We start from the raw sequence: 23,724 nt of genomic DNA on the forward strand, positions 1-23,724 counted from the left end.
CTAGGCGTACCAATGGCGAACAATGCCATGGGCTGCCCCGGTCAATCGTTACCTTTGCGACATTCGTTGCATAGGGAGACGTCGTAACGTCCCTCTCATGACGTCACGCACCCTCCTCCGGCTGTGCACGGCCGGCGCCGCCACCGCGGCCGGGATCGCCTTGGCCATGGCGCCCGCGGTCGCCGCGACCAGCGGCTCGGCCGATCGCGGAACCGGCAACGGCGGGCCGACCGTCCCGGTCCGCCTGCTGAGCATCAACGACCTGCACGGCAACCTCGAACCGCCGTCGGGCTCCTCCAGCCGCATCCTCGACCCGGACGGCCCCCTCGTCGACGCCGACGGCTCGCTGACCGGGCTGCCCGGCGGCAAGTACTCGATCGCCGGCGGCGCGTCGTACCTGGCGACGTACGTCAAGCAGGCGCGTACCGAGAACACGCTGCTCGTGGCGGCGGGCGACCTGATCGGCGCGTCCCCGCTCATCTCGGCCGCCTACCACGACGAGCCCACCCTGGAGGTGCTCGGCTCACTCGGACTCAACGCCACCGCGGCCGGCAACCACGAGTTCGACGAGGGGTACGGCGAGCTGCAGCGCCTCATGAACGGCGGCTGCCACCCGGTGGACGGCTGCTCGCCCGCCGGCCAGTGGAAGGGCACGGACTTCGACTTCCTCGCCGCCAACGTCCTCAAGGAGGGCTCCGGCCAGTACGCCCTGCCGCCGTTCTACGTCAAGAAGATCAACGGCGTGCAGGTGGGCTTCATCGGCCTGGTGACGGCGACCACGCCGACCATCGTCACCGCCGAGGGCATCAAGGGCCTGCAGTTCACCGAGGAGGTCGCCGCGGCGAACCGGGCCTCGGCCTACCTGGCGCGCAGGGGCGTCAAGGCGCAGGTCGTCCTGATGCACGAGGGCGACTCGACCACCCCGAACCAGAGCCCGGACGCGTGCTCGGCGAACACCGCCAACGCCGGCTCGCGCATCGCCAGGGAGCTGAACCCGCAGATCGACCTGGTCATCAGCGGCCACTCGCACCAGGCCTACATCTGCAAGACCAAGGACCCGGCGGGCCAGGACCGCTACTACACGCAGGGCTCGTCGTTCGGCCGCGTGCTGACCCAGATCGACCTGCGGGTCGACAAGCGCACCCAGGACGTGGTCCGCTCCTCGGTCACCGCGGACAACAAGGTCGTCGCCCGTACGGTCACCCCGGACCCGCAGGTCGAGGCGCAGGTCCAGACGTGGCGGACGCGCAGCGCCGAAGTGGCCAACCGCAAGATCGGCTCGATCACCGGCGACATCACCAACGTCGTCACCAACACCTCGGCCGCGACCACCAGGCCGGAGACGCCGCTCGGCGACCTCATCGCCGACTCCCAGCTGGAGGCGGCCAAGCCGGCGGGCGCCGAGATCGCGCTGATGAACCCGGGCGGCATCCGCACCTCGCTGACGTACGCGCAGTCGGGGGCCGAGGGCGACGGCGTCGTCACCTACGGCGAGGCGTTCGCCGTCCAGCCGTTCAGCAACATCGTGCAGGTGCGCACGTACACGGGCGCGCAGCTCAAGGCGCTGCTGGAGCAGCAGGTCTGGACGCCCAACCCGGCGACGGGCGCGATCAACCACCGGCTGCTCCAGGTGTCGTCGTCGCTGACCTACACCTTCGACACCACCAAGCCGGTGGGGTCGCGCGTGTCGGACGTCAAGCTCAACGGCGCCCCCGTCACGGACACGCAGTCGATCAAGATCGCCGCGAACAACTTCCTGATGGGCGGCGGTGACGGCTTCTCGGTGTTCACGCAGAGCACGGACACGTGGAGCGGACCGGTCGACCTCGACGCGTTCACGGCGTACCTGACCGCGCACTCGCCGATCAGCCCGTCGGCGGCCGACCGCATCACGATGATCAAGTGATCTCCGGGCCGGAGGTCCCGCCGTGCGGGCCCTCCGGCTCGTCCGGACAGAGCGCGACGGCGTGCGTCCGGACGCCAGGACCCGGTGCGGTGAGCCGGACGTCAGGACCGGTGCGGTGAGTCGGCGGGGCGTTCCTGTTCGCGGTACAGCGGCAGACAGGCCACCAGGCGGGCGCCCGGCTCGTGGTCGACGACCTTGAGCGTGCCGCCGTGCGAGGCGCAGATCTCGCGGGACAGCGCCAGGCCGAGCCCGCTGCCGCCCTTCTCCTTCCGGCGGGCGTCCTCCAGCCGGGTGAAGCGTTCGAAGACGCGCTCGCGGTCGGCGGGCGGGATGCCGTCGCCGTCGTCGGTGACCGAGACATAGACGTGGTCGCCCTCCACCCACACCTTGAGGTCGATCCGGTGCGCGGCGTGCCGGGTGGCGTTGTCCAGCAGGTTCGTCAGCAGCCGGTCGAGCTGGACGGGCGAGCCGAGGACGGGCGCGTGGGCGCACATGTCCACGACGATGGGGATCTTGCCGCCCGCGCGGCGGCGTACCTGCTCCTCGGCCAGGCGGCACATGTCGACGACGCGGCGGTCGGGGATGGCGCCGGCGTCCAGGCGGGCCAGCAGGAGCAGCTCGTCGATGATGCCGGTGAGGCGTTCGGCGGCGGCCAGGGCGCGGGCGCCGGTGGCGGGCCAGTCGGTCTCGTCGGGGTAGGCGTTGGCGACCTCCAGCTGGGTGCGCAGGGCGGAGATGGGGCTGCGCAGCTCGTGGGAGGCGTCGGCGACGAAGCGGCGCTGGGTCTCGGCCGAGCGTTCGAGACGGTCGAGGGTGTGGTTGGTGGTGGCGGCCAGGTCGGTGATCTCGTCACCGGTCTCGGGGACGGGCACGCGCCGGCTCAGGTCGCGGCCGGTGATCTCGGCCAGCTCGGCGCGGATGCGCTCGACCGGGCGCAGCGCGGAGGCGACCACGACCCAGGTGATGCCGGCGACGATCACCAGGGCGATGGGCGTGCCGAGGAACACCACCGCGTTCAGCCAGGACAGCGCCCGGTTGACGTCGCTGAGGGAGGAGGCGCCGTACACCGTGACGAGCCGGCCGTCGGGGGTGCGCACCTTCATCGCCATGATCAGGTACTGGGCCTCCTTCTCGTCCCGGAGGCCGGTGAGCGTGCTCTCGGCGCTGTAGAGGGTCTCCGGCTTGTCCACCCGCATGCCGGACAGCCGCTGGCCGTGGTGCAGGCCGGGGCTGGTGGCCAGCACGCGTCCGTCGGCGTCGATCACCTGCAGGAGCTGCACCCGGGCCGGGGCCTCCAGCGTCGCGGGCAGCTGCCCGGCGCGGGCCTCGCTGGCCACCCTGCGGACGGCCAGCTCCACCCGGGTCTCCACCAGCCCGTGCAGGTTGTCCGGCCCGAGGGTGAGGGCGAGCGTGCCCGTGACAGCCAGGACCACTGCCGCCACCAATGTCGCGAGCGTGGTCAGGCGCCCGCGGATCGAGCGGGGAAAGAGCCTTTTCGCCATCCCCTGAGACCTACCCATGGAGACTCGAGCGGGGAAAACCCCGGATCGAGATTCGGCAAGCGGCCCGCAAAGAGGGGTGTCCCGCCGGGCCGGCCCGGCGTCCCGCTCGAATAGTGGATCACGTGGGAGGCGCCACGGGCAGGCCGCCGGTCCTCGCCGGGCGGCTGCCGCGACACATGGGCGAGGTGATCGATCTGTGCCGCATGCTCACCACCTGAGCGGGTTCTGGGCCGCGCCGGCGCTCGTCGTGCTGGTGACGTACGTGGTGCTGGCCGGGCGGACGGCGTGGAGCCGGTGGCGTACCGCGAGCTTCGCCGGTGGCTGCGCGCTGGTGACCGTGGCGCTCACCGACCCCGTCGCCGCGCTGGCCGCGACCGACTTCCGCGGCCACGTGCTGCAGCACCTGCTGATCGGCATTCCGGCGCCCCTGTTCCTGGCCCTCGGCGCGCCGGTGACGCTGCTGCTGCGCTCGCTGCCGGTCGCGCAGGCCCGCCGCCTGACCCTGTCGCTCCGCGGGCCTGCCGTCCGCCTGCCGGCCAACCCGTGGACCGCGCTGGCGCTCGGCGCCGGCGGCATGGCGGCCCTGTCCTGCACGCCCCTGTACGGGCTCGTCCCCGCGCCGCCGGTGCACGCGTACCTCCTGCTGACCGGATACCTGTTCGCCTGGGTCGTCGCCGGGCCCGACCCCGCGCCGCGCCGCCCGCCGGTGCCGGTGCGGCTGGCCGTGGTCGGGGTGGCGGTCGCCGTGCACGCGGGCCTGTCCCAGGTGATGTACGCCGGATGGCTGGACCTGCCGGTGCCCTCCGACCAGCTCAGGGGCGCGGCGGAGATCATGTTCTACGGCGGGGGCGCCGCGGAGCTGCTGCTCGCCCTGGCCCTGGCGGCGTCCTGGCGGGTCCGGCGCACTCCCGAGCACGCCGGCGTCGAGCTGCTCGCCCCCGGGCTGACCGTCCGGGTGCCGGGGGAGCCCGAGCCCGTCCGGCGAGTCCGCGTCCCCGACCGCGAGCCGGCGAGGACGCGCGGCCCGCTCACCCCCGCCGAGTACGGCGACGAGGACGATCCGGACCCCGCCGACCTGTAACCGCCCGGCAGCAGCCCGGTCAGTGGGCGGCGCGGGAGCGGAAGAGGTCGTAGAGGGCGGCGGCCAGCGCCATGACCACGAACCCCAGCACCACCCACAGGCCGTGCCGGAAGGCCGTCGGCCAGCCCTGCGGCAGCGAGCCGAAGAACGCCGAGCCCGCCGCCGCGATGCCGATCGCCGACCCGAGCCGCTGCCCGGTCTGCAGCACCCCGGCGGCGCTGCCGCCACCGGCGGGCGGCACCTCCGACAACGTGATCGCCTGGTTGGGCGAGATCACCAGGCCGCTGCCGATGCCCGCGACCAGCAGCGGCAGCGCGGTCGCCGCGCCCACGCCGGCCCCCGGCACCAGCAGCGTCGCCACCATGGTCGCCAGCAGGCCCGCGATCACCGTCCCGAGCCCCACCGCGACCAGCTTCCTGCCCGCCCGGCCCACGAGCCTGCCGCCCACCACCGACGACCCGGCCGACCCCAGCGCGAACGGCGTGATCGACAACCCGGCCAGCAGCGCGCTGTAGCCCTCGCCGCTCTGCAGGTACAGGGTGAAGGCGAAGAAGATCCCGGTGAACCCGGCGAAGTAGAACAGGGCGATGGCCGACCCGAGGCTGTAGGACCGCCTGGCGAACAGCGACAGGTCCACCAGCGGCTCCCTGGGGTACAGCCGTTCCCAGAGCACGAACCCGGCCAGCACGAGCAGCGCGGCCGGCACGAGCAGCCACTTGGCCTCGCCCTTCCACTGGTGCTGCTGGATGAACGGCAGCAGCAGCGTCGCCACGCCCACGCCGAGCAGCAGCACGCCGACCGGGTCCATGCTCTCCCGCCGCCCGGTGCGCACCGGCCCGGGGGCGGGCTCGGGCAGCCACTTCCAGGCCAGCGGCAGCAGCGCGATCCCGATGGGCAGGTTCACCAGGAACACCCATCGCCAGCCCTGCGCGGCCCCGAACCCGGTGACCAGCGCGCCGCCGATCAGCGGCCCGGCGGCGGTGGACACGCCGATGGTCGCGCCGAGCGCGCCGAAGGCCCGGCCGCGTTCGTGGCCCAGGAACATCTGCTGGATCAGGCCGGACACCTGCGGGTTCAGCATCCCGGCCGCCATGCCCTGCACGAGCCGGGCCGCGATCAGCACCGGCATGCTCCAGGCGAAGCCGCAGGCCGCGCTGGCCGCCGTGAACAGCACCACGCCCCACATGAACAGCGTCCTGCGGCTCCTGGCGTCGCCCATCCGCCCGGCCGGGACCAGCAGCAGGCCGAACGTGAGCGCGTAGCCGGACAGCGTCCACTGCAGGCCGTCGTCCGAGGCGTGCAGGCCCGCGCGGATGGAGGGCAGGGCGACGTTGACGATGCTCACGTCCAGGCCCGACATGAACGCCGCGACCAGGCACACGCCCAGCGCCCGCCTGCGCGTGTCGGAACCGGGTGCCTGCATCGCGACCTCTCTGCGGAACAGCGGCAGCGATCATGATTCCCCCCAGGGTGGGAAATATCGTCCTAGGCGGACAATGATTTCTTTGCCGGCCCCCCGCGAAGGAGCAAGTGATCATGGACACGATGGCCGTGGAGCGGAACGGCATCAACGCCGTCCCCGACAGCGAGCGGCGGGGAAGACCGTCCGACCTGTTCTGGCCCTGGGCGGGGGCGAACCTGTCCCTGTTCGGGGTGGCGTTCGGCGTGTACGTCGTCGGGCTCGGCCTCGGCGTCGTCCCCGCCGTCGTGACCGGCGCGGTCGGGTACGCGTTGTCGTTCCTGCTGGTCGGCCTGGTCGCCGTCGCGGGCAGCCGGTCCGGCGTGCCGACGATGACGCTGGGCCGGGCGCCCTTCGGGTACCAGGGCAACAAGCTGCCCGCGGCGTTGTCGTACGTGTCGAACGTGGGCTGGGAGATCGTGCTCGTCACGCTCTCCGCGCAGAGCGGGGCCGCCATCCTGCGCCGCGTGGCGCCCGGGATCCCCGAGACGACCGCCACCGCCGGCTGCTTCGCCGTCGCGGCGCTGGTCGTGATCGCCGTCGGCGTGTACGGCCACGCCATGATCATGGTCGTCCAGCGTTACCTGACGTACGCGTTCGTCGTGCTGACCGTCGTCTACCTGATCCTCATGCTGCCCAGGCTGGGCGGCTCGCTGGAGACGACGGCGGGCCCCGGCGGCTGGGTGGGCGGCGTCATCCTCTCCATGACCCTGCTCGGCCTGGGCTGGGTCAACTGCGGCGCCGACTACTCCCGTTACCTGCCCGCCGGCTCCCGGCCCAGGTCGGTGGCCCTGTGGACGACGCTGGGCGGCGCGCTGCCGCCGATGGTGCTGCTGGTGTTCGGCGTGCTGCTGGCCGGCGGCGACCCGAAGCTGGCCGAGGCGGCGGGCGGCGACCCGGTGGGCGCGCTGGCGGCGGCGTTGCCGACCTGGTTCCTGCTGCCGTACCTGCTGACCGCGATCGGCGGCTTCCTGGCCGGGGCGATCATGGACATCTACTCGTCGGGGTTGTCGATGCTGGCCCTCGGCGTGCCGGTCAGACGGCACCTGGCGGTGCTGATCGACGGGTTCCTCATGGTGCTCGGCGGCTACTACCTGCTGTTCGTCTCCGACAACTTCTTCGGCACCTTCCAGGCGTTCCTGGCGATCATCGGCGTGGTGATGGCCGCCTGGGTGGCGATCTTCCTGGTGGACATGTGGCGGCTGCGGGACGGCGGCCGCGCCTACGACGAGCGCCTGCTGCGTCCCGGCGCGCCCGCCCTCAACCCGGCCGGGCTGGTCTCCCTGGTGGTGGCCTCGGTCGTGGGCATCGGCCTGATCACGTCCGCGGACGAGCACATCGCGGCGGTCGTGGGGTTCCTGATGAGCGACGAGCTGCGGAACAGCACGTTCGGGGCGGCCAACATCGGCGTGGTCATCGCGCTGCTGCTGGCCGGGGTGTTGTACTTCGTGCTCACCCTGCGCCGCCGCTGACCTTCTCAGCACCGGGGAGCTTCCGTTACTGTTGGTGAACAGTTATGGACTTTCCGTGGATGTCTTCCGTATTGCGGTTGCTCAGGTGGTCCGTCCACGGCGCCTTCTGGGCGTCGCTGGTGATCGCCGTGCTGGCCGTGCTGGGCGAGCAGCGGTCCGCCGAGGCCGCCGGGGGCGTGCTGCTCGGGCTGCTCTACGGCCTGGGTCAGGCGATCCAGGGCGGCCCGCCGCGGCCGATGCTCGGGCGGGTGTGGCTGGGGCTGGTGACCGCGTGCTGGGCCGTGCTCGCGGTGGCGGCGGCGCCGTTCGTGTGGGCGGCGTTCCCGCTGGTGTTCGCCTACCTGCGGCTGCTGCCGCTGTGGGCGGCGACGTTCGGCGTCACGGTGCTGACGTCGGCGGCGATCACGGCGGCGGGCTGGCACGCGGGCGAGCTGTCGGCGGCGCTCGTCGTGGGGCCCGCCGCGGGCACGGCGGTGGTGACCCTGCTGGCGCTGGCCTACCAGGAGCTCTGCGCCGGGAGCGCCCGGCCGCCGGCCGGCTGAGGTCAGTTCGGCTCGGGCCGGCGCCAGGTCTCGAACGGCGCGGGGGAGCTCATGCGCTCCTTGAACTCGCGCGCCCTGGTCAGGCAGTCGGGGCAGACGGGCTCGGGCACCGACCGGGCCAGGGCCTCCGGGGCCGGCTCACGCTGGGTGCCGAGCACCGTCCGGTCCGGAGGCAGGCCGGTCTCCGGGTCGATGGTGATCATGGTGACGTTCGCGGTGGTGTAGGGGAACGTGCGCTTGCACGCGAAGCACGTGCCGATCGTGGTGATGTGGTCGTCTTCCATGGATCCGCCCTCCCTCACCGCACCGTACCTCGCGATCAGGGATTGCGGCGCAACGCCCATTCCACCGCGGGGCAGCGGTCCATGACGACGTCGAGCCCGGCGTCGAGGGCGCGCTGGGCGGCCGCCTCGTCGATCACGCCGATGGGCAGCCACACCGCTTTCGCGCCGGCCGCGATGGCCTCGTCCACGACCTGGCCGGCGAACTCCGAACGCCGGTAGACCGCCACCACGTCGGGCTTGACCGGCACCTCGGCCAGCGACGTGTACCCCGGCTCGCCCAGGACCGGCCGGCCCGCCGGATGGACCGGGATGATCTTCTTGCCCCGCGCCTGGATGCGCTGGGCCTGGTCGTAGGCCGTGCGCTGCGGGTCGTCGCCGAGCCCCACGAACACCCACGTCCCGGCCTCGTGCAGCAGCTGCCTGATCACGCGCTCATCCGCGAAACGATCGTCCATGCAGGCGTCAACACGCCGGACGCGCGCGGGCTTCCCGCCTACGCCTGGGCGGTCGGCAGCACGACCACCTGGCGCAGGTTGACGTGCCGGGCCCGGCTGACCGTGTAGCCGATGAGGTCGGCGATCTCGTCGGCGGTCAGCGGGGTGAACGCCTCGAACATCCCGGCGAGCTGCGCGCCCAGCTCGGCGTTGTCGATGTGGTCGCCGAGCTCGGTCGCGGTCAGGCCGGGTTCGAGGTTGGTCACGCGCACGCCCCGCGGGCCGAACTCCGGGCGCAGCGAGGCCGACAGGTGGGTCAGCGCGGCCTTGGTCGCGCCGTAGACCGCGTAGTTGGGGAACGTGACGTGCGCGCCGATCGAGGAGATGTTCACCAGGTCGGCCGTCCGTCCGGCGTCGGCGGCGGCCAGCAGGTCGGCGGCGAAGGCGCCGGTGACGCGGAGCACGCCGGCGACGTTGGTGTCCAGCATGCGCGTCCACTCGTCGAGGCGGCCGTCCTGGACGGGGTTGGGCAGCATCACGCCGGCCGCGTTGACGACCAGGTCGGCCCGGCCCAGCCCGGTGTGGACGACCTCCACGGCGGCGGCCACGCTCGCGTCGTCGGTGACGTCCACGGTGACGGGCAGCGCGGTGCCGCCGTCGGCGTCGATCTTGGCGGCCAGCTCGGCCAGCCGGTCGGCGCGGCGGGCGAGCAGGGCCACCTTGGCGCCGTTGGCGGCCAGCAGGCGGGCCGTGGCCTCGCCCATGCCGCTGGCGGCTCCGGTCACGACGGCGATGCGGCCCGAGAGGTTCTCGTAGTTCGTCATGCCTCTCACCCTGGCCGAGCCGCACGGACTTACCCAGCGCACGGCTTTTCCTGGTAACGGCGGTACTACCCTGAAGCGGTGGAAGGTGATTTGGGGCAGTTTCTCCGTTCTCGTCGGGCCCGGATCCATCCGGCGGACGCCGGGCTGCCCACGTCGGGGCGGCGGCGGGTCAGCGGCCTGCGGCGCGAGGAGGTCGCGCTGCTCGCCGGCGTGAGCGTCGACTACTACATCCGCCTGGAGCAGGAACGCGTCCAGAACGTCTCCGACGCCGTGCTCGACGCCGTCGCCCGGGTCCTGCGCATGGACGACACCGAACGCGCCCACCTGCGCGACCTGCTCCGGCCGGCCAGGCACGTGAGCCGGCCCGTCCTGCGGCCCGGACTGAGCAGGCTGCTCGACCTGGCCGACGGCATGCCCGCGTTCGTCCTCGGGCCCCGGATGGACGTGCTGGCCTGGAACGCGCTGGCCGACCGCGTCAGCGGCTTCGCCGGCGTCCCGGACGGCCGGCGCAACCAGCTCCTCCAGGTGTTCCTGGCGCCGCACACGCGCACCCTCTACCCCGACTGGGCCGAGGTGGCCGCCGACACGGTCGCGTACCTGCGGCTGTACGCCGGGCGCCACCCGGAGGACCCGCTGCTGGCCGAGCTGGTCGCCGAGCTGTCGGCCGACCCCGACTTCGTCCGCCTGTGGGCCGAGCACGGGGTCGCCGAGAAGACGTACGGGACCAAGCGCCTGCGCCACCCCGAGCTGGGCGAGCTGGAGTTCGGGTACGAGACCCTGGCCGTGCCGGGCCAGCCCGACCTGGCGATCGTCATGTACACGGCCGACCCGGACTCCGGCACCGGCCGCGTGGTCGCCCGGCTGCGGGAGGAGATCGGCTCCTCGCGGGAGCTCGCCCGGTCCGGCCGTGGTTGAGCCGTGGTTGACCCGGGCGCGGGCCAGTGGGCATCGTGGGGCGGGTGACCGCCGATGACGTCGCCCTGACCAACCTCGACCAGCCGCTGTTCGACGGGTCCGGCGCCACCAAGCGCGACCTGGTCGACTACCTCGACGCGGTCGCCGACCGCATCGTCCCGGCGCTGCGCGGGCGCGCGCTGTCGGTGCTGCGGGTACGGCCGGGCCAGGAACCCTTCATGCAGAAGAACCTGCCCAAATACGCCCCTTCCTGGATCAGGACGGTCAGCGTGTGGGCCGAGGCGTCCCGCAGGCAGGTGTCGTACGCGCTGTGCGACGACCGGCGCACCCTGCTCTGGTTCGCCAACCAGCGGGCCGTCGAGTACCACCCGGCGCTGTTCCTGGACGGCCGGCCCACGCACATGATCCTCGACCTCGACCCGCCCGAGGGCGACGACTCCTTCCCGCTCGCCGTACGGGCCGCCTACCTCGTCCGCCAGGCGCTCGGCGACGCCGGGCTGGCGGGCGCGGTCAAGACCAGCGGGGCCAAGGGCGTGCACGTGTTCGTCCCCGTCCCGCCGGGCACCGCCATGGACGACCTGGCCGCGGCCACCCGGGCCCTGGCCGCCCGCGCCGAGCGGCTCGACCCGGCGCTGGCCACGACGGCCTTCATCAGGGAGGACCGCGCGGGCAAGGTGTTCATCGACTCCACCAGGGCCGGCGGCGCGACGGTCGTGTCGGCCTACAGCCCGCGGGTGCGGCCGGGCGTGCCGGTCTCGTTCCCCGTCCCCTGGGACGAGCTCGACCAGGTCGTGCCCGCCGACTTCACCATCCACAACGCGGCCGGGCTGCTCGGCGGGCGCGACCCATGGGCCGAGCTCATGCCGGAGCCGCGCGAGCTGCCCGCCGACCTGGTCGCGGAGGGGCACACCATCCCGGTGGCCCGCGTCCAGGCGATGCACGAGGGCAAGCGTCGCGCCCGCGCCCGGCGTGCCGAGTCATCGTAGTGTCCGGATATTGACGCATTGGCGTAGGCCGGTAGACCTTCTCAGGGCTGCTTCGACGGGCTACCTTGCGAATCATTGCGGCTCGGGGGATTTCTCCGCATCTCACTCCTAGGGGAGCCTGCATGCGCAGAATCATCATCGCTTTGGTCGCCGCTCTCGCCTTACCCGTCGCCATGGCGGTCCCGGCGAGCGCGGGCCCGCTCGACGACGTCTTCGCCAAGCTGCTGGTGAAGCAGGTCAAGGGCGAGAACGTGAAGAAGCACCTGGAAGCACTCCAATCCATCGCCAACGCCAACGGCGGCACCCGCGCCGCCGGCACGCCCGGCTACAACGCCTCCCGCGACTACGTGGCGGGCAAGCTGCGCAAGGCCGGTTACAAGGTCACGTTCCAGCCGATCAACTTCGTCGAGAGCTGGACCGAGAACAGTCCGCCCACGCTCAACCGGACCGCGCCGGACGCCAAGTCGTACGTGCCGAACGAGGACTTCTACTCCTTCCAGCCGTCACCCGCCGGGGACGTGACCGCGCAGGTCCAGGGCGTGGACCTGACCCTGCCCCCGACCCCGACGCCCACCTCGACCAGCGGCTGCGAGGAGTCGGACTTCGCCGGGTTCGTCGCCGGGCGCATCGCGCTCATCCAGCGCGGCACCTGCGCGTTCGCCCAGAAGATCCGCAACGCGGGCCGGGCCGGCGCGTCCGGGATCATCGTGTTCAACGAGGGCCAGCCGGGCCGGACCGACGCGTTCCCGCTGGACATCGGCGAGTGGCGGGCCAACGTGCCCATGGTCTTCGCCGACTTCGCCGTCGGCAACGAGCTGGCCGCCGGCTCGCCGACCGTGCGGCTCAAGGTCGACGCCAACCTCGTCCTGGGCACCAACGACAACGTGATCGCCGAGTCCCGGTTCGGCGACCCGCGCAACGTCGTCATGGTCGGCGGGCACCTCGACAGCGTGACCGTCGGCCCCGGCATCAACGACAACGGCTCGGGCAGCGCGACCATCCTCGAAGTGGCCGAGGAGATGGCGCTCTTCCCGGTCAAGAACAAGGTGCGCTTCGCGTTCTGGGCCGCCGAGGAGATCGGCCTGCTCGGCTCCGACCAGTACGTCGAGAAGCTGTCCCAGGCCCAGCGCGACCGGATCCGGGTCTACCTGAACTTCGACATGGTCGCCTCGCCCAACTACGCGTACAAACTGTACGACGGCGACGACTCCGACGGCCAGGGCTCGCCGGCCGGTCCGCCCGGATCGGCGCAGATCGAGCGGCAGCTCGCCGACTTCTACGCCTCCCGCCACCTGCCCACCGTGGGCACCGACTTCGACGGACGCTCCGACTACGGGCCGTTCATCGCGGTCGGCATCCCCGCGGGCGGCATCTTCACCGGCGCCGAGGGCATCAAGACGGCGGAGGAGGCCGCGCTGTTCGGCGGCGTCGCGGGCCAGCCCTACGACTCCTGCTACCACCAGGCGTGCGACACGATCGCCAACATCAACGCGACCGCGCTGGACGTGGACGCCGACGCGGTGGCCGACTCCACGGCCAGGTTCGCCTTCAACCTGAACGGCATCCCGCCGCGGACCGCGGCCGCCGCGAAGACCGCGCTCACTTCGCAGTCGGCACGCTGAGCAGACGATCCCGGGCGGGTCGCCGCCCGCCCGGGATCCCTCAGCGTGCACGGCTCGGGGAGCGCAGGGCGGCGACCGCGGCGGCGGGGTCGTCGGCGAAGAAGCGGATCGAGGTGACCTCGGCCCGCCCGCCGAGCGGCCGCACCGCGACGACCGGCCCGGTCAGCTCCACCGTCACGTTCGTCCTGGACGCGACCGCGACGCCCAGCCGGCCGCCGTCCACGCCGATCAGCCGCGCCTCGTTGTAGTTCTGGACGGTCCGGACGGAGGCGATGAGGTCGCGCGGCACGCGCAGGTCGAAGTAGGCGGCGTACCGGACGCGCAGCTCGTCCTCGGTGACCACGTGCGGCCTGGTGACGGAGGCGGCGGCCATGAAGACCACGAACAGCAGGCTGTACAGGTCGCCGACCAGCACCGGCACGCGGATCGCCGCCGGCACGTCGTTCACCACCAGCAGCAGGTCCACGACCGCCGTCTCGACGACCATCGCGAACATGAACAGGCCCAGGGTGAACGCCTGCTCCTTGGCGTACGACACGGCGGTCGCCCCCGCCGGGACGCCGTGCCGCCGCCGGGCCGCCCACAGGGCGACGCTGGTCAGCCCCGCCAGCTCGAACCTGAGGACCGCGCGCAGCACGCCCATCATCCCGCCCCCTCCTTGGACCCGGTCTCCGTGAGTTCCGTGAACAGCAGCCGGAGCACCTCCGCCTGCGCGGGCGACAACTCGCCGATCATCGTCTCCATCCAGGACAGGTCGGCCCCCGGGCCGGAGGGCACCATCCCGGCCAGCCCGTCCGGTATGTGGGCGGCCATGTCCGCGGCGAGCGGCCCGATCCGCTCGTCCCCGGCCTGCGCGTCCGCCAGCTCGTCGAGCCGCCGGTACAGCTCGTGCCCGGCGGCGAGCGCGCCCGGCTCGGTCATCGGGCGCATCAGCTCGGCCAGGCCCGCCTGGCCCTCCTCGTCGGACAACATGGTGGCCAGGGTCAGCAGCTCGTGGTCGAACGCCCCGAAGGCCGACCCGCCGCCGCCCAGGTCACGCAGCACGGCCGCCGCGTCGGGGGACATCATCGACTCCGGGCTCAGGCCGGGCTGCGCGAGCAACGCCGCCAGCCGGGCCCGCCGCGCCGCGATGGCCTCCTGCTGCCTGGCCAGGTCGGCGTCCAGCTCCTGCAACGCCTCCCGGAAGTCCACGCCCCGGTCGTCGGCCAGCGCGTCCCGCAACTCCTCCAGCGACAACCCGAGCCCGGCCAGATGCCGCACCCGCGCCAGCCGTACGGCGTCGCGCAGCCGGTACTCCCGGTAGCCGTTGGGAAGCCGTTCGGGCTCGGGCAGGATTCCCAGGTGGTGGTAGTAGCGCACGGTACGGGTGGAAACCCCGACCAGCGCGGCCAGCTCGCCGATCCGCATGCCCTCATTGAACAGTTTGACGTCGCGTCAAGGTCAAGCCGGTGGGGTTCCGGCTCTCTGGCTGCTCGGAAGGGGCTTCGAGGGTCTGTACTGATCTTTGGGAGCCAGAAAGCCGGTGATCGAGCGCCTGAGGTGGTCGCCCGCGCCCGCCTCCACCGGCCTGACCCGGTGGAACGTCCCGGCCGCCATCACCACGAGCCGGTTCGGTCGCGGCGCGATCGCCGTGGCGGGAAGCGGCGCGTCCATCAGGTCCCTGGCCACGTCGAAATGCACGCACGGCACATCGTCCACCGGGCAGTCGAACAGCTCCAGCTCGCCGCCCCACGTCGCCCGCCACTCGCCCGAGAGGTACAACGTGAACGCCGCTCCGCGTCCACGCCCGTCGTCGTGCCAGCCCAGGCCGCTGCCACGGCCGTAGCGCCAGAATCTGAAATGCTCGCCGTCGGCGAGATCGAGGCCCAAGGCTTCGAGCCCCTTCCTGACGGCCGACCGCATCGCCGCGCCGTGCTCGTCGCCGACCGGCACCGACGCGAACGAGGCGTCGGCGTGGAACGCCACCCCGTCGAAGACCGGGTCGATCGAGCTGAACGTGGGCCGGTAGGTGACCGCCCGCTCCGCCTTCGCCCAGGCGTCGAAGGCGTCCAGGGGCAACGCGTCGTCGATCACGGCGTAGCGCCGCCCGACCGCGGTCGTCACGTCACTCATCCCTGCTCCTCCCGCAGCCGCGTGGCGGCCTGCCGTACCCGTCTGGTGATCTCGCGCCAGGTGTCGTCGCCGGAACGGGTCAGCGCGGCCTCGACCGTGCCGATGTTCGAGGCGTTGACGAAGTTTCCTGTGATGGAGACGGTGTCTCCGGTGTTCATGACCTCGTGCGCCCACCCTCCGGGGACGAACAGCAGGTCACCGGGATGCTGGGTGCAGGTGTACTCGACGTCGCCGACGTCGGGCAGCGTCTCCGCCACGGCCTGGCTCAGCAGGCCGGCTCGCACGGAACGGCGCGGCGACATGACGCGCCACTCCTTCGCGCCGCTCAGCAGCGCGTTCCAGGCCGAGCTGCCCATCGTGTCCAGATGCAGCGGTGTGCCGGTCCCCGAGGGGCCGACGAAGATCCACGTCCAGGCGGGGCGCACCGGTTCCGGCAGCCAGTCGAACCACGAGGCGAACGCCTCGGGCAGCTCGCCGACCAGCTCGTCGCGGCGGTCGTGGACGTTCCAGCACAGATACCACGGGTCGAACTCGCCGCTGTTCAGCGCGAGCGCCTCGGCGAGAGTCATCGTCCGTCGCTCGCCGGTGCGCGTGGCGCCCACCTCCTGGTCACCGAAGCGGGCGAGAAGGCCGCCGTCGCGGACCGTCCGCGCCAGCGGCCAGTCCAGCGCCGCCCGCCTGATGATCAGCGGTTCCCGCCCTCCGGCCACCGCGCGCTCCGTGAGGGGACGGGTGAGTGTCTCAGCCACGCTGACGCCTCCTGATTCCCTTGGACACTGCCTTCCACTTCGCCTTCTCGGCCGCCCGCGCGATCGGATCGTGCTTGCGCTCTTCGTGCGCGAGCTGCCGCTGGATGGCGTCCCACGCGTCCAGGCGGCGTCGCGGCAACTGCCCGGTCTCGACCGCCTGCCGTACGGCGCAGCCGGGCTCGTGCTCGTGACCGCAGTCGGCGAACCGGCACTTTCCGGCCAGCTCGGCGATCTCGGTGAAGACGTCGGTGATCGCCTCCTGACGCGCCGACAGGGTCAGCGCCCGGATGCCGGGCAGGTCGATCAGGACGCCGCCGCCCGTCACGAAGTGCAGCCGACGCGTCGTCGTGGTGTGGCGGCCTTCTCCGTCGCGCCCGACGGCGGCGACCCGTTCGCGGTGGCCGCCGAGGACGTTCAGCAGCGACGTCTTGCCCACGCCGCTCGCGCCGAGCAGCGTCGAGGTCGTCCCCGGGCCCATGAGTTCGCGCAGCCGTGCGACGCCCTCGCCGGTGACCGCGCTGGTGGCCACGACCTCGACCCCCGGCACCAGGGAGGCCGTCTGCTCGACGGTCCCCGGCACGTCCCGGCAGGCGTCGCACTTGGTGAGGGCCAGGACCGGAACGGCCCCGCTGTCCCAGGCCATGACGGTCAGCCGCTCGGCCATCTTCTGATTCAGCCCGCGATCGACCGGCACCGTCACCACGACGGTGTCGAGGTTCGCGGCGAGGACCTGCCGGCCCCGCCCGCCCGGGCCGGGGCGCGACAGCGCGGTGCGGCGCGGCAGCACCTCCATGACCTCGACGCCCCGCATCGTGATCCAGTCGCCGGCGACGGGGGTGACATCGAGCGTGCCTGCGAGCTTGACGCCTGTGTGACGGACCCAGCCGGCCGCCTCGCCGGGGGCGACGGCGCACGCCTCGGCGAGGCTCCCGTGCACGGCGGCGATCCGCGCGGGCACGTGCTCGTCGCGCGGCCACACGGCCCCGTCCGGCCAGCCGAGCATGGCCAGCCCGCGTGTCCCGTCAGGCATCGCGGCCCGCCAGGTCGCCCGCGGACTCCTCGACGAACCGGTCGCGCACGCCCGATCGCGCGACCGCCCAGAGGAGCACCGCCCCGGACGTGACCACGATGACGGCCGCCAGCCCGGCCAGGTACGCCGTCCGCCCCACGAGGTTCGCCAGCGGCAACGCGATCGCGAAGCCCAGCGGCACCATCGCCGTGGTCATCGTGGTCTCGAACGAGCCCACCCGCGAGAGCATCGAGGCCGGGACGGAGAGCTGTACCAGCGTGTCGAAGACGATGCCCGCGACCCCGGCGGTGAGGCTCGTCAGGAACAAGGCCGCCGCGATCACCACCAGGTCCTGCCCGTACGCCAGCGCGATCAGCTGGACCGGCATCGACACCGCCAGCAGGACGACGACGAGCACACCGCGCCACGCGACCCGCACCATGCCGCTCACCAGCGCTCCCAGCAGCCCACCCGCCGCGAGGAAGGTCACGAGGACGCCCCACTCCTCGATGCTCCCGAAGGTGTCCCGCACGGCGATCGGCCCGAGCACGCTCACCGACGCCAGACCGATCTGGGCCGGCACCCAGATGAGGATCGCCCCCAGAACGTACGGAACGCGCGGCATGATGCGCATCGCGTCGAGGAAGCGCACCCGTTCCCGAGGACCGTGCTTCTCGCCCTCCGCGGCCTCCGGCTCCTGGCGGCGCGGCGCCAGCCGCCACAACCAGGCCAGCGAGAGCAGGGAGAAGACGAAGGTCGCGGCGTCGAAGAAGAGCGCCAGCGGGACACCCCCGAACGCCACGAGCAGCGCCGCCAGCGAGGGCCCGGCCAGCCTGCCGGTGTCGCCGGCGACACCGAGCCAGGAGTTCGCCTTCTGCAACTGCGTCGGCCGGACCAGCTCAGGCAGGAGCCCGACGGCGCCGGGCATGAAGAAGGCCGTCGCCGCGCCGTACACCGCGGCCGAGGCCACGAGATGCCAGAGCTGCGGCTGCCCGAAGGCGAAGGTGAGCGCGGGGAACAGCTGGGCGCCGAGGCGGACCAGGTCCGCGCCGAACATGACGGGCAGCCGCCCGATGCGGTCGGGCAGGGCACCCCCGTACGCGACGAAGACGAACCGCGAGACCCACAGGGCCAGCAGCACCATCGGGATGCCCCGCCCGTCGGGTGCGACGGCCAGAGCGGCGAAGGCGAAGGTGACCGCGACGACACCGTCCCCGAGCCGCGAGACCGCCTGCCCCGCCAGGTGGACCCGGAAAGGGAGCGAGGTCAGAGGCGAGGTGGACACGGGTCTGGCCTCGGTCATCCAACTGCTCCAGGGAGGTCGTCCGTCAACGGTTCCGGCTGGTCATGGGGGGCGGACAGGGCCCGCCGGGCCTCTTCCAGCAGGACGGTCACCATCAGGTCCGCCAGATGCCTGGCCGCCAGGTGCCGGCCGGTCGGGGACGGGCACGCTTCCACCAAATCGGCCCCGACCAGCCGCCCGGCACCCGCCACCGCACGGGCCACCGCCGTCAGCGTCGCCGGGGCGAAGCCGCCTGAGCAGGGGTAGACCACGTCGGGCGCGTGCACCGGGTCGAGGGCGTCGACGTCGACCGTGAGGTAGACCGGCCGCCCGTCGCAGAAGCGCGCGATCCGCTCGGCCGTGCCGGGCTCGGCGGCCTCATCGGCGGTGAGGTAGGCGACCCGCTCCTCGTGCGCGTCGGCGGCCAGGTCGACCTGTGGGTCCACCCCGCGGACGCCCACGGTGAGCCAGCGCAGGCGGGAATGCTCGGCCAGCGCCCAGCTGACGAAGTTCCCGCAGTCGGCCGTGGCCCGCTCCCCGCGCGGCCTGCGGTCGGCATGCGCGTCCACGTGTACGACGCGGAGGCCGGGGTGGGCGTCGGCGACGGCGCCGATGGCGGGGTAGCTGACCGAGTGGTCCCCGCCCACCACCAGCGGGCGATGCCCCTGGGCGACCACGGCGCCGACCAGCGCCCGCAGCCGCTCGTGCGCCGTCACGCCCGTGTCCGTCGCCGGATCGACGAGGAGGTCGCCGTGATCGGCGACGCCGGGCAGCCCGTCGGCGGGCCTGGCGCGCAACGACCACGACCACGCCCCGTCCTGGCCGAGCAGGCGCAGCCGCCGGGCGAGGGCCGCGCGGATCACGGGGACGCCGTCCCTGGGCCGGGGCCCCGGCGGACCTCCCAGGTCCACCGGTGCCCCGATCACCCCCCACGCCGCCGCGTTCGCGCGCTTGCCGGCGGGCAAGGCGAGCGGGGTCACGGCCACGCGGGCCAGCCCGCCGCCGGCCGCCGCCGCCGCGCCCATCGGCACGATCAGCCTGACCCTGCGCAGCGCCTGCTCGGCCTGCGGCGTCAGCCGTACCGCCGGGAGCGTGGCACGGCCGTTCCACAGCTCGCGCAACGGCTCGGTCAGGGCGAGCCGGACGCCCTCGGTGTCGTTGACCAGCTCAGCGCCCTCGATCCGGAACGCCGGGTTGAGCGCCCAGGGCGTCGCGGCCGGTGTGTCGCTCGTCATGGCGCGCTTCACCCCACCTGTTCGACCAGGAGCAGCCCGGCCTTGACCAGCGCGTCGAGCCCGGCGTCGAGGTCGTCGTCGCCAAGCGGGATGCCCATGACGTCCTCGCGCCTGACGACCCGCCCCGCCGACCACGCCTTCACCCAAGGGGCGAGCCTGGCGTCGACGTTGAGCCGGACGCCGAGGCTCTCGATGGTGATCGTCTCCTCCTTGTACGTGACCAGCGGCGGGAAGCGGGCCGCCCACCGCAGGCCGGTGCCCGCGAAGGAGGCGCTCTGCACCGACCAGGGCAGCGACAGCCCCTCACGCCGTTCGAGTGACTGCGCGGAACGCAGTTCGCGCGCCTGGTGCACGTCCGTGGACAGCGAGGTCATCAGGGAGTCGAGCGCCACGGCGTCGTCAGGTCTGCGCTCGCCATGGCGGTTGGTCCACGCGTCCATCGCGGTCCTGGTCAGGTCCTCGGGAGTGGACAGGTGCACGCCGAACGTCCAGTGCAGGCTCGGCCCGATGCCGGTGGCCTCATGATCCCAGCGGCGCGGGATGTGCCAGACGTCGCCGGGGTGCATGTCCGCCTCCTCGATCAGCTTCGCGTCGGGCCCGGTGCCCTCCCAGATCCGCCAGCGTTTGCTGCCCTCGGCCTGGAAGATCACCGTGGAGTGACCGTCGCAGTGGCGGCCGAACGCCGACTTCTCGGTCCAGCAGGCGTAGCCGTTCACCCAGGCGGGGTCGTCGGCGAAGTACTCGAACTGCTCGCGCAGGCGGGCGGGCCCCACGTGCAGACGATCGGCCCGGTTCGCGATGAGCGTCGCGCCCGACCGCAGGTACTCGATCATCGGGCCGTAGCGCCAGTTGCGGTGCACGATGTCGCCGCCGTCGATGCGGGTGCTGATGTAGCTGCCCGGATAGGCGATCGGGTCCGCGGACAACCGGATCATCAGCGGCTCGATCGTGGTCGTCTTCATGAGGTGGTCGACGACGCTCCAGCCGAGCGAGGACTCCCAGGAGTGCTCCCGCGAGACCCGGCCCTTCAGCAGTTCGTGACCGAACGACTTGCGCCAGACGGTCTCCCCGCCCAGCGCCTCGACGATGATGTCCCAGGACAGTGTCATTGTGGTGTCCCAACGCTCCGAAGGACGCCTACCTGGATCAACGCCCGCACGGCGGCTCTCAGCTCGGGCGTGGCGGCCGCGTCGCCGAGCTCGTCCTCGCCGACGAGGGCTCCCGGCTGTAGGAGGCCGGCCAGATCGCCCAGGTCGACGGTGAGTTCCCGTCCCATGGCGAAGACGCTCCTGCCTGTGGTGATGATCGGTAAGCGGGTGACTTTGTACGGCGGGCCCAGATCGACGGCTCTGCGGGGGAAACGCGGCGGCGTGCCGTACCCGCTGGAGCGGAGCAGTCGCGCCAGGCGTTCCGCGGCCCGTTCGACGCCGTCGCCCGCGAGGGCGGCGCGGAAGGCGTCCAGCGGATCGGGCTCGTGGCGGCGGCGCATCTGGTGGAGCAGCGCCTCCGTCGCGGTCTGCGCGGGGTCCTCCGGATAGACCGTGAGCCCCAGCAATGTCGATGGGCCGTCATTGCGGAAGATGTGAAACATCCCCGCGGGAATCAAGAGGAAATCGCCCGGCGCGAGACGGACGCTTTCCGCCGCCGGAAGAAGCGGCTCCGCGTCGAGCGTTCTCGGCCGCCCGTTGCCGAGCGCGGAAAGGCTCGACCGCGACCACGTCCAGGCCGTTTTGCTCGCCGGGCCGAGATTGAAGATGAAGGAGGGCTCGGGGTCGGTGTGCACCCCGAAAGGAGTGGGACCGGCGCTGGCGACGAAGCAGTACCAGTCGATTCCTCGCGTCAGCGGGACGCCCGCCTCCGCGAGCGGGACGACGAAATGCGAGTAGAGCAGTTCGCCGAATTCCGCGTCCCACGATTCCATGCCGTTGGCGGCGAGGCAGATGTCGGTCTTGCCGCCCTGCTCGAAAAGCCAGGAGTGGATGTCGTGCGCACGGGAGAAGGCGCCCGACATCAGCCGCTCCGAGGCGTCGTAGTCGAGGGCGGCCCCGCGGAAGGCCCGCATCGTGGGCAGGTCCGCGTCGTCCTCGTCCACCCGGGTGGTGGCCGCCGCGACGGCGTTCAGCAGCAGGTCGGTGAGGGCCTCCGGCCTGGTGATCAGGCCGGGGACGTGCACGCGCTCGGTGAATCCGGGCGCGTTGCGCTCGCAGAGCTCCCGCCACTTCCCCTCGTCCAGCACGTTTCAGACCTCCGGAAGATTTCTGCGGCCGGTGGGCGCAAGACCCCGTTCCCTCGCGACGGACGGAAGGAGGTCTTGCGCCGTCGGCTCAGGACGCCTGGAAGGCGCCCGTCGCTACATTCGGATGACGTCCTGGGGGACGTCGTCTCCGTTCAGGAGATGCCGGGAACGGCCCGGATCGGGCCGATCCCGGTCGCGGCTCACCGTCAGTGGCCGACATCCTGCTCGGGCCGCATCCACAGCTGACGGCCCTGAGCGGTGGAAGTCGAGTCCTCGAACACGATGATGTCCGAGATGTCGACCACGGCCATGGGCGAGTCGTTACGCGACGGCGTTTCCATTGATGCTCCTCTCGTTGTCGTGGGAGACGCGACGCAATTCCGTCTCGATCTCCGTGAACCAGTGGGACAAGAGTGCGATCATCCTGTGCGCTGATCAGCTTGGGGCGATCACTGGAACGAACCTAACGACAGCCGATATGGATCCGCTTTCGCTGCGCTTTGGATCGCCTTTTTCGGCAAATGTGACGAGTGGGGGATCAGGCGCGGGATGAGCGGACGGCCCGCCGACGAGCCACATCGGGTCGCCAACCGGCTGGAGCCGCTGTTCGACCTTTACCTTCATGGTCGCGGCAGCCTTGCAGCAACCAGGAACGTCTGGTTCGGGTCGTTCGTCGTTATTGTGTGACCCTCTCCCCGGAACTTGACGAACGGCTGCGCGAGGCGTTCGCCAGGATGCACCGCGCCGAACACGTCCGGCGTCTGCGCGGGAACGCCGCGCGGCAGATCGCGGACGTCCGCGACATCCTGAAGGGCCTGGAGTCCGAGCTGGCCGGCGAGGAGCGCGACGTCGCCCGGCTGGAGGGCGGCCTGTCCGCCGTCCTGTCCCGCCTGCTGGGCAACCGGGAGGAGCGGCTGGCACGCGAGCGCGCCGAGGTGGTGGTGGCCAGGGAACGCGTGGACGGTCACCGCGCCCGGCTCGCGCAGCTCGAAGCCGACGTGGCGGCGGCCGACGCCGAGCTGGCCGTGCTCGACCCCGCCTCCCGCGAGTACGCGCGGCTGCTGGTCGAGAAGGAGCAGCAGATCGTCCGGAGCGGCGATCCGCGGGCGCGGGAGCTGGCCGACCTCGGCGCCGCGCTCGACCGGCTGAGCGCCGAGGTGCGCGAGTGCGACGAGGCCCACCAGGCGGGGCAGGGCGCGCACGAGGCGCTGGCCGTCGTGCTGCGCCTGCTCGACTCCGCCAGGACGGCCTCCACCTTCGACGTGTTCGGCGGCGGCCTGATCGCCGACGCCTTCGAGCACGACAGGCTGACCAGCGCCGACAAGGCCGCCTGGCACGCCCAGCGGGCCCTGGACGTCTTCTCCCGCGAGCTGGCCGACACCGGGATCGCGTCCCGGCCGGTGATGCCCAAGGTGGACACGCGATGGTTCGTGGACGCCTTCTTCGACAACATCGTCAGCGACGTGCTCAAGCATCAGCGCATCGAGAAGACCAGGGCCGAGGTGCAGCGGCTGGCGCAGTGGGTGCGCGAGACCAGGGCGCAGCTGAAGGGGCGGCGCGGCCAGCTGCTGGCCGAGCAGTCGCGGCTGCTGACCAGGCGCGAGCAGCTGCTGCGCCCCGAGTAGCCGCCCGTCCGGCGTAAAACCGATCCCTGTCGTCACGGACAGTAGTTGTGCGACTGCGATAAGTGAATGATGGCGAGGACGCCGGCGCCACGGCGCCGTACCTCAAGGGACAGGAACGCGCTCATGCTCCGTACCACGACCAGCCTGACCGGCCTCGCCACCGCCGCCGCACTCGTCCTGAGCCTGGCGACCCCCGCCTCGGCCGCGACCGGCACCCTCTACATCAACCGGGCGCAGTACGACGACCCCAGCGGCTGCTACACCTCCGACAGCGCGAACCCCTTCGTCTACAACCGGACCGACGAGGTGGCCATCGTGTTCCTCCGGCCGGGCTGCCAGGGGCCGGTGACCGGGGCGGTACAGCCGAACGAAGGCCAGGAGATATTCGGCACCAGCGTGCTCATCCGGTAGGGAAAATCGTCCGGCCACGGCCCCGCGGCGTTGTGCGG

The 23,724-nt window shown here is 72.2% G+C and carries 23 protein-coding genes; 9 read left to right on the plus strand and 14 right to left on the minus strand.

From position 1 onward, the window contains the following. Positions 1–97 precede the first annotated feature (97 nt). Complete coding sequence (locus tag ACWCSD_RS09120; protein ID WP_449913811.1) at positions 98–1,906, plus strand: bifunctional metallophosphatase/5'-nucleotidase; 1,809 nt, start codon at positions 98–100, stop codon at positions 1,904–1,906. A gap of 101 nt (positions 1,907–2,007) precedes the next feature. Here ACWCSD_RS09120 and ACWCSD_RS09125 read toward each other — a convergent pair whose 3' ends face one another. Further along, positions 2,008–3,348 (minus strand): sensor histidine kinase, encoded by a 1,341-nt coding sequence (locus ACWCSD_RS09125; protein WP_397154189.1) that lies wholly within the window; start codon positions 3,346–3,348, stop codon positions 2,008–2,010. Between the two features lie 256 nt (positions 3,349–3,604). On the opposite strand from ACWCSD_RS09125, the gene ACWCSD_RS09130 reads away from it, so the two are divergent. Further along, positions 3,605–4,489: a cytochrome c oxidase assembly protein gene (locus tag ACWCSD_RS09130; RefSeq protein ID WP_449913812.1), complete on the plus strand. Its 885-nt coding sequence runs from the start codon at positions 3,605–3,607 to the stop codon at positions 4,487–4,489. Positions 4,490–4,508: 19 nt separating this feature from the next. Here the strand turns inward: ACWCSD_RS09130 and ACWCSD_RS09135 are convergent, their stop codons facing one another. Beyond that, positions 4,509–5,912 (minus strand): MFS transporter, encoded by a 1,404-nt coding sequence (locus tag ACWCSD_RS09135; RefSeq protein WP_397154185.1) that lies wholly within the window; start codon positions 5,910–5,912, stop codon positions 4,509–4,511. 113 nt (positions 5,913–6,025) lie between these two features. Between ACWCSD_RS09135 and ACWCSD_RS09140 the strand changes: the two genes are divergently transcribed. Then, positions 6,026–7,420, plus strand: a complete 1,395-nt coding sequence (locus tag ACWCSD_RS09140; RefSeq protein WP_449913814.1) for a purine-cytosine permease family protein — start codon at positions 6,026–6,028, stop codon at positions 7,418–7,420. Positions 7,421–7,497: 77 nt separating this feature from the next. Next, on the plus strand, positions 7,498–7,962 hold the full coding sequence (locus ACWCSD_RS09145) for a hypothetical protein (protein WP_449913815.1): 465 nt from the start codon (positions 7,498–7,500) through the stop codon (positions 7,960–7,962). Between the two features lie 2 nt (positions 7,963–7,964). Here ACWCSD_RS09145 and ACWCSD_RS09150 read toward each other — a convergent pair whose 3' ends face one another. The 3 genes from ACWCSD_RS09150 to ACWCSD_RS09160 all read right to left on the minus strand — a co-directional run bounded on the left by ACWCSD_RS09150 (position 7,965) and on the right by ACWCSD_RS09160 (position 9,504). Next, positions 7,965–8,246, minus strand: coding sequence for a hypothetical protein (locus ACWCSD_RS09150; protein WP_387679515.1), 282 nt, complete (start codon positions 8,244–8,246; stop codon positions 7,965–7,967). A 35-nt stretch (positions 8,247–8,281) separates the two neighbouring features. Continuing rightward, complete coding sequence (locus tag ACWCSD_RS09155) at positions 8,282–8,674, minus strand: CoA-binding protein (RefSeq protein ID WP_352319836.1); 393 nt, start codon at positions 8,672–8,674, stop codon at positions 8,282–8,284. A 65-nt stretch (positions 8,675–8,739) separates the two neighbouring features. Continuing rightward, positions 8,740–9,504: an SDR family oxidoreductase gene (locus ACWCSD_RS09160; RefSeq protein ID WP_397154179.1), complete on the minus strand. Its 765-nt coding sequence runs from the start codon at positions 9,502–9,504 to the stop codon at positions 8,740–8,742. A gap of 78 nt (positions 9,505–9,582) precedes the next feature. Between ACWCSD_RS09160 and ACWCSD_RS09165 the strand changes: the two genes are divergently transcribed. The 3 genes from ACWCSD_RS09165 to ACWCSD_RS09175 all read left to right on the plus strand — a co-directional run bounded on the left by ACWCSD_RS09165 (position 9,583) and on the right by ACWCSD_RS09175 (position 13,027). After that, positions 9,583–10,419 carry a helix-turn-helix transcriptional regulator gene (locus ACWCSD_RS09165; RefSeq protein ID WP_387679509.1) on the plus strand — a complete coding sequence of 279 codons (837 nt, stop codon included), beginning with the start codon at positions 9,583–9,585 and terminating at the stop codon, positions 10,417–10,419. 44 nt (positions 10,420–10,463) lie between these two features. Beyond that, positions 10,464–11,405, plus strand: coding sequence for a DNA polymerase domain-containing protein (locus ACWCSD_RS09170; RefSeq protein ID WP_449913817.1), 942 nt, complete (start codon positions 10,464–10,466; stop codon positions 11,403–11,405). A 122-nt stretch (positions 11,406–11,527) separates the two neighbouring features. Further along, the gene (locus ACWCSD_RS09175) at positions 11,528–13,027 is read left to right on the plus strand and encodes a M28 family metallopeptidase (protein ID WP_397154174.1); all 1,500 of its coding nucleotides are present in this window, start codon (positions 11,528–11,530) and stop codon (positions 13,025–13,027) included. A gap of 40 nt (positions 13,028–13,067) precedes the next feature. Here the strand turns inward: ACWCSD_RS09175 and ACWCSD_RS09180 are convergent, their stop codons facing one another. The 9 genes from ACWCSD_RS09180 to ACWCSD_RS09220 are packed head-to-tail and all read right to left on the minus strand — an operon-like array spanning position 13,068 to position 21,650. Further along, a complete protein-coding gene (locus tag ACWCSD_RS09180) occupies positions 13,068–13,673 on the minus strand; it encodes a hypothetical protein (RefSeq protein WP_449913819.1) in 606 nt (201 codons plus the stop codon). Then, positions 13,670–14,434, minus strand: a complete 765-nt coding sequence (locus ACWCSD_RS09185; RefSeq protein WP_449913821.1) for a MerR family transcriptional regulator — start codon at positions 14,432–14,434, stop codon at positions 13,670–13,672. The genes ACWCSD_RS09180 and ACWCSD_RS09185 overlap by 4 nt, the downstream gene beginning before the upstream one ends. A gap of 33 nt (positions 14,435–14,467) precedes the next feature. Then, entirely contained in the window at positions 14,468–15,139 is a 672-nt protein-coding gene (locus tag ACWCSD_RS09190; RefSeq protein ID WP_449913823.1) for a 2OG-Fe(II) oxygenase, read from the minus strand. Further along, positions 15,136–15,888 carry a JmjC domain-containing protein gene (locus tag ACWCSD_RS09195; protein ID WP_397154166.1) on the minus strand — a complete coding sequence of 251 codons (753 nt, stop codon included), beginning with the start codon at positions 15,886–15,888 and terminating at the stop codon, positions 15,136–15,138. The genes ACWCSD_RS09190 and ACWCSD_RS09195 overlap by 4 nt, the downstream gene beginning before the upstream one ends. Next, positions 15,881–16,918, minus strand: coding sequence for a ribosome small subunit-dependent GTPase A (gene rsgA / locus ACWCSD_RS09200; protein WP_449913824.1), 1,038 nt, complete (start codon positions 16,916–16,918; stop codon positions 15,881–15,883). Before rsgA ends, ACWCSD_RS09195 begins: the two co-directional genes overlap by 8 nt. Beyond that, positions 16,911–18,200, minus strand: a complete 1,290-nt coding sequence (locus tag ACWCSD_RS09205) for an MFS transporter (protein WP_449913825.1) — start codon at positions 18,198–18,200, stop codon at positions 16,911–16,913. The genes rsgA and ACWCSD_RS09205 overlap by 8 nt, the downstream gene beginning before the upstream one ends. Next, positions 18,197–19,414 carry an arginase family protein gene (locus tag ACWCSD_RS09210; RefSeq protein WP_449913827.1) on the minus strand — a complete coding sequence of 406 codons (1,218 nt, stop codon included), beginning with the start codon at positions 19,412–19,414 and terminating at the stop codon, positions 18,197–18,199. The genes ACWCSD_RS09205 and ACWCSD_RS09210 overlap by 4 nt, the downstream gene beginning before the upstream one ends. 8 nt (positions 19,415–19,422) lie before the next feature. Next, positions 19,423–20,523, minus strand: a complete 1,101-nt coding sequence (locus ACWCSD_RS09215) for a JmjC domain-containing protein (protein WP_397154157.1) — start codon at positions 20,521–20,523, stop codon at positions 19,423–19,425. After that, positions 20,520–21,650 (minus strand): hypothetical protein, encoded by a 1,131-nt coding sequence (locus ACWCSD_RS09220; RefSeq protein ID WP_449913828.1) that lies wholly within the window; start codon positions 21,648–21,650, stop codon positions 20,520–20,522. Before ACWCSD_RS09220 ends, ACWCSD_RS09215 begins: the two co-directional genes overlap by 4 nt. 683 nt (positions 21,651–22,333) lie before the next feature. Between ACWCSD_RS09220 and ACWCSD_RS09225 the strand changes: the two genes are divergently transcribed. Then, positions 22,334–23,275 carry a hypothetical protein gene (locus ACWCSD_RS09225; RefSeq protein ID WP_449913830.1) on the plus strand — a complete coding sequence of 314 codons (942 nt, stop codon included), beginning with the start codon at positions 22,334–22,336 and terminating at the stop codon, positions 23,273–23,275. Between the two features lie 123 nt (positions 23,276–23,398). Further along, the gene (locus tag ACWCSD_RS09230) at positions 23,399–23,686 is read left to right on the plus strand and encodes a hypothetical protein (RefSeq protein ID WP_397154151.1); all 288 of its coding nucleotides are present in this window, start codon (positions 23,399–23,401) and stop codon (positions 23,684–23,686) included. Positions 23,687–23,724: the final 38 nt, after the last annotated feature.

This window comes from Nonomuraea sp. NPDC001684, from assembly GCF_053596515.1.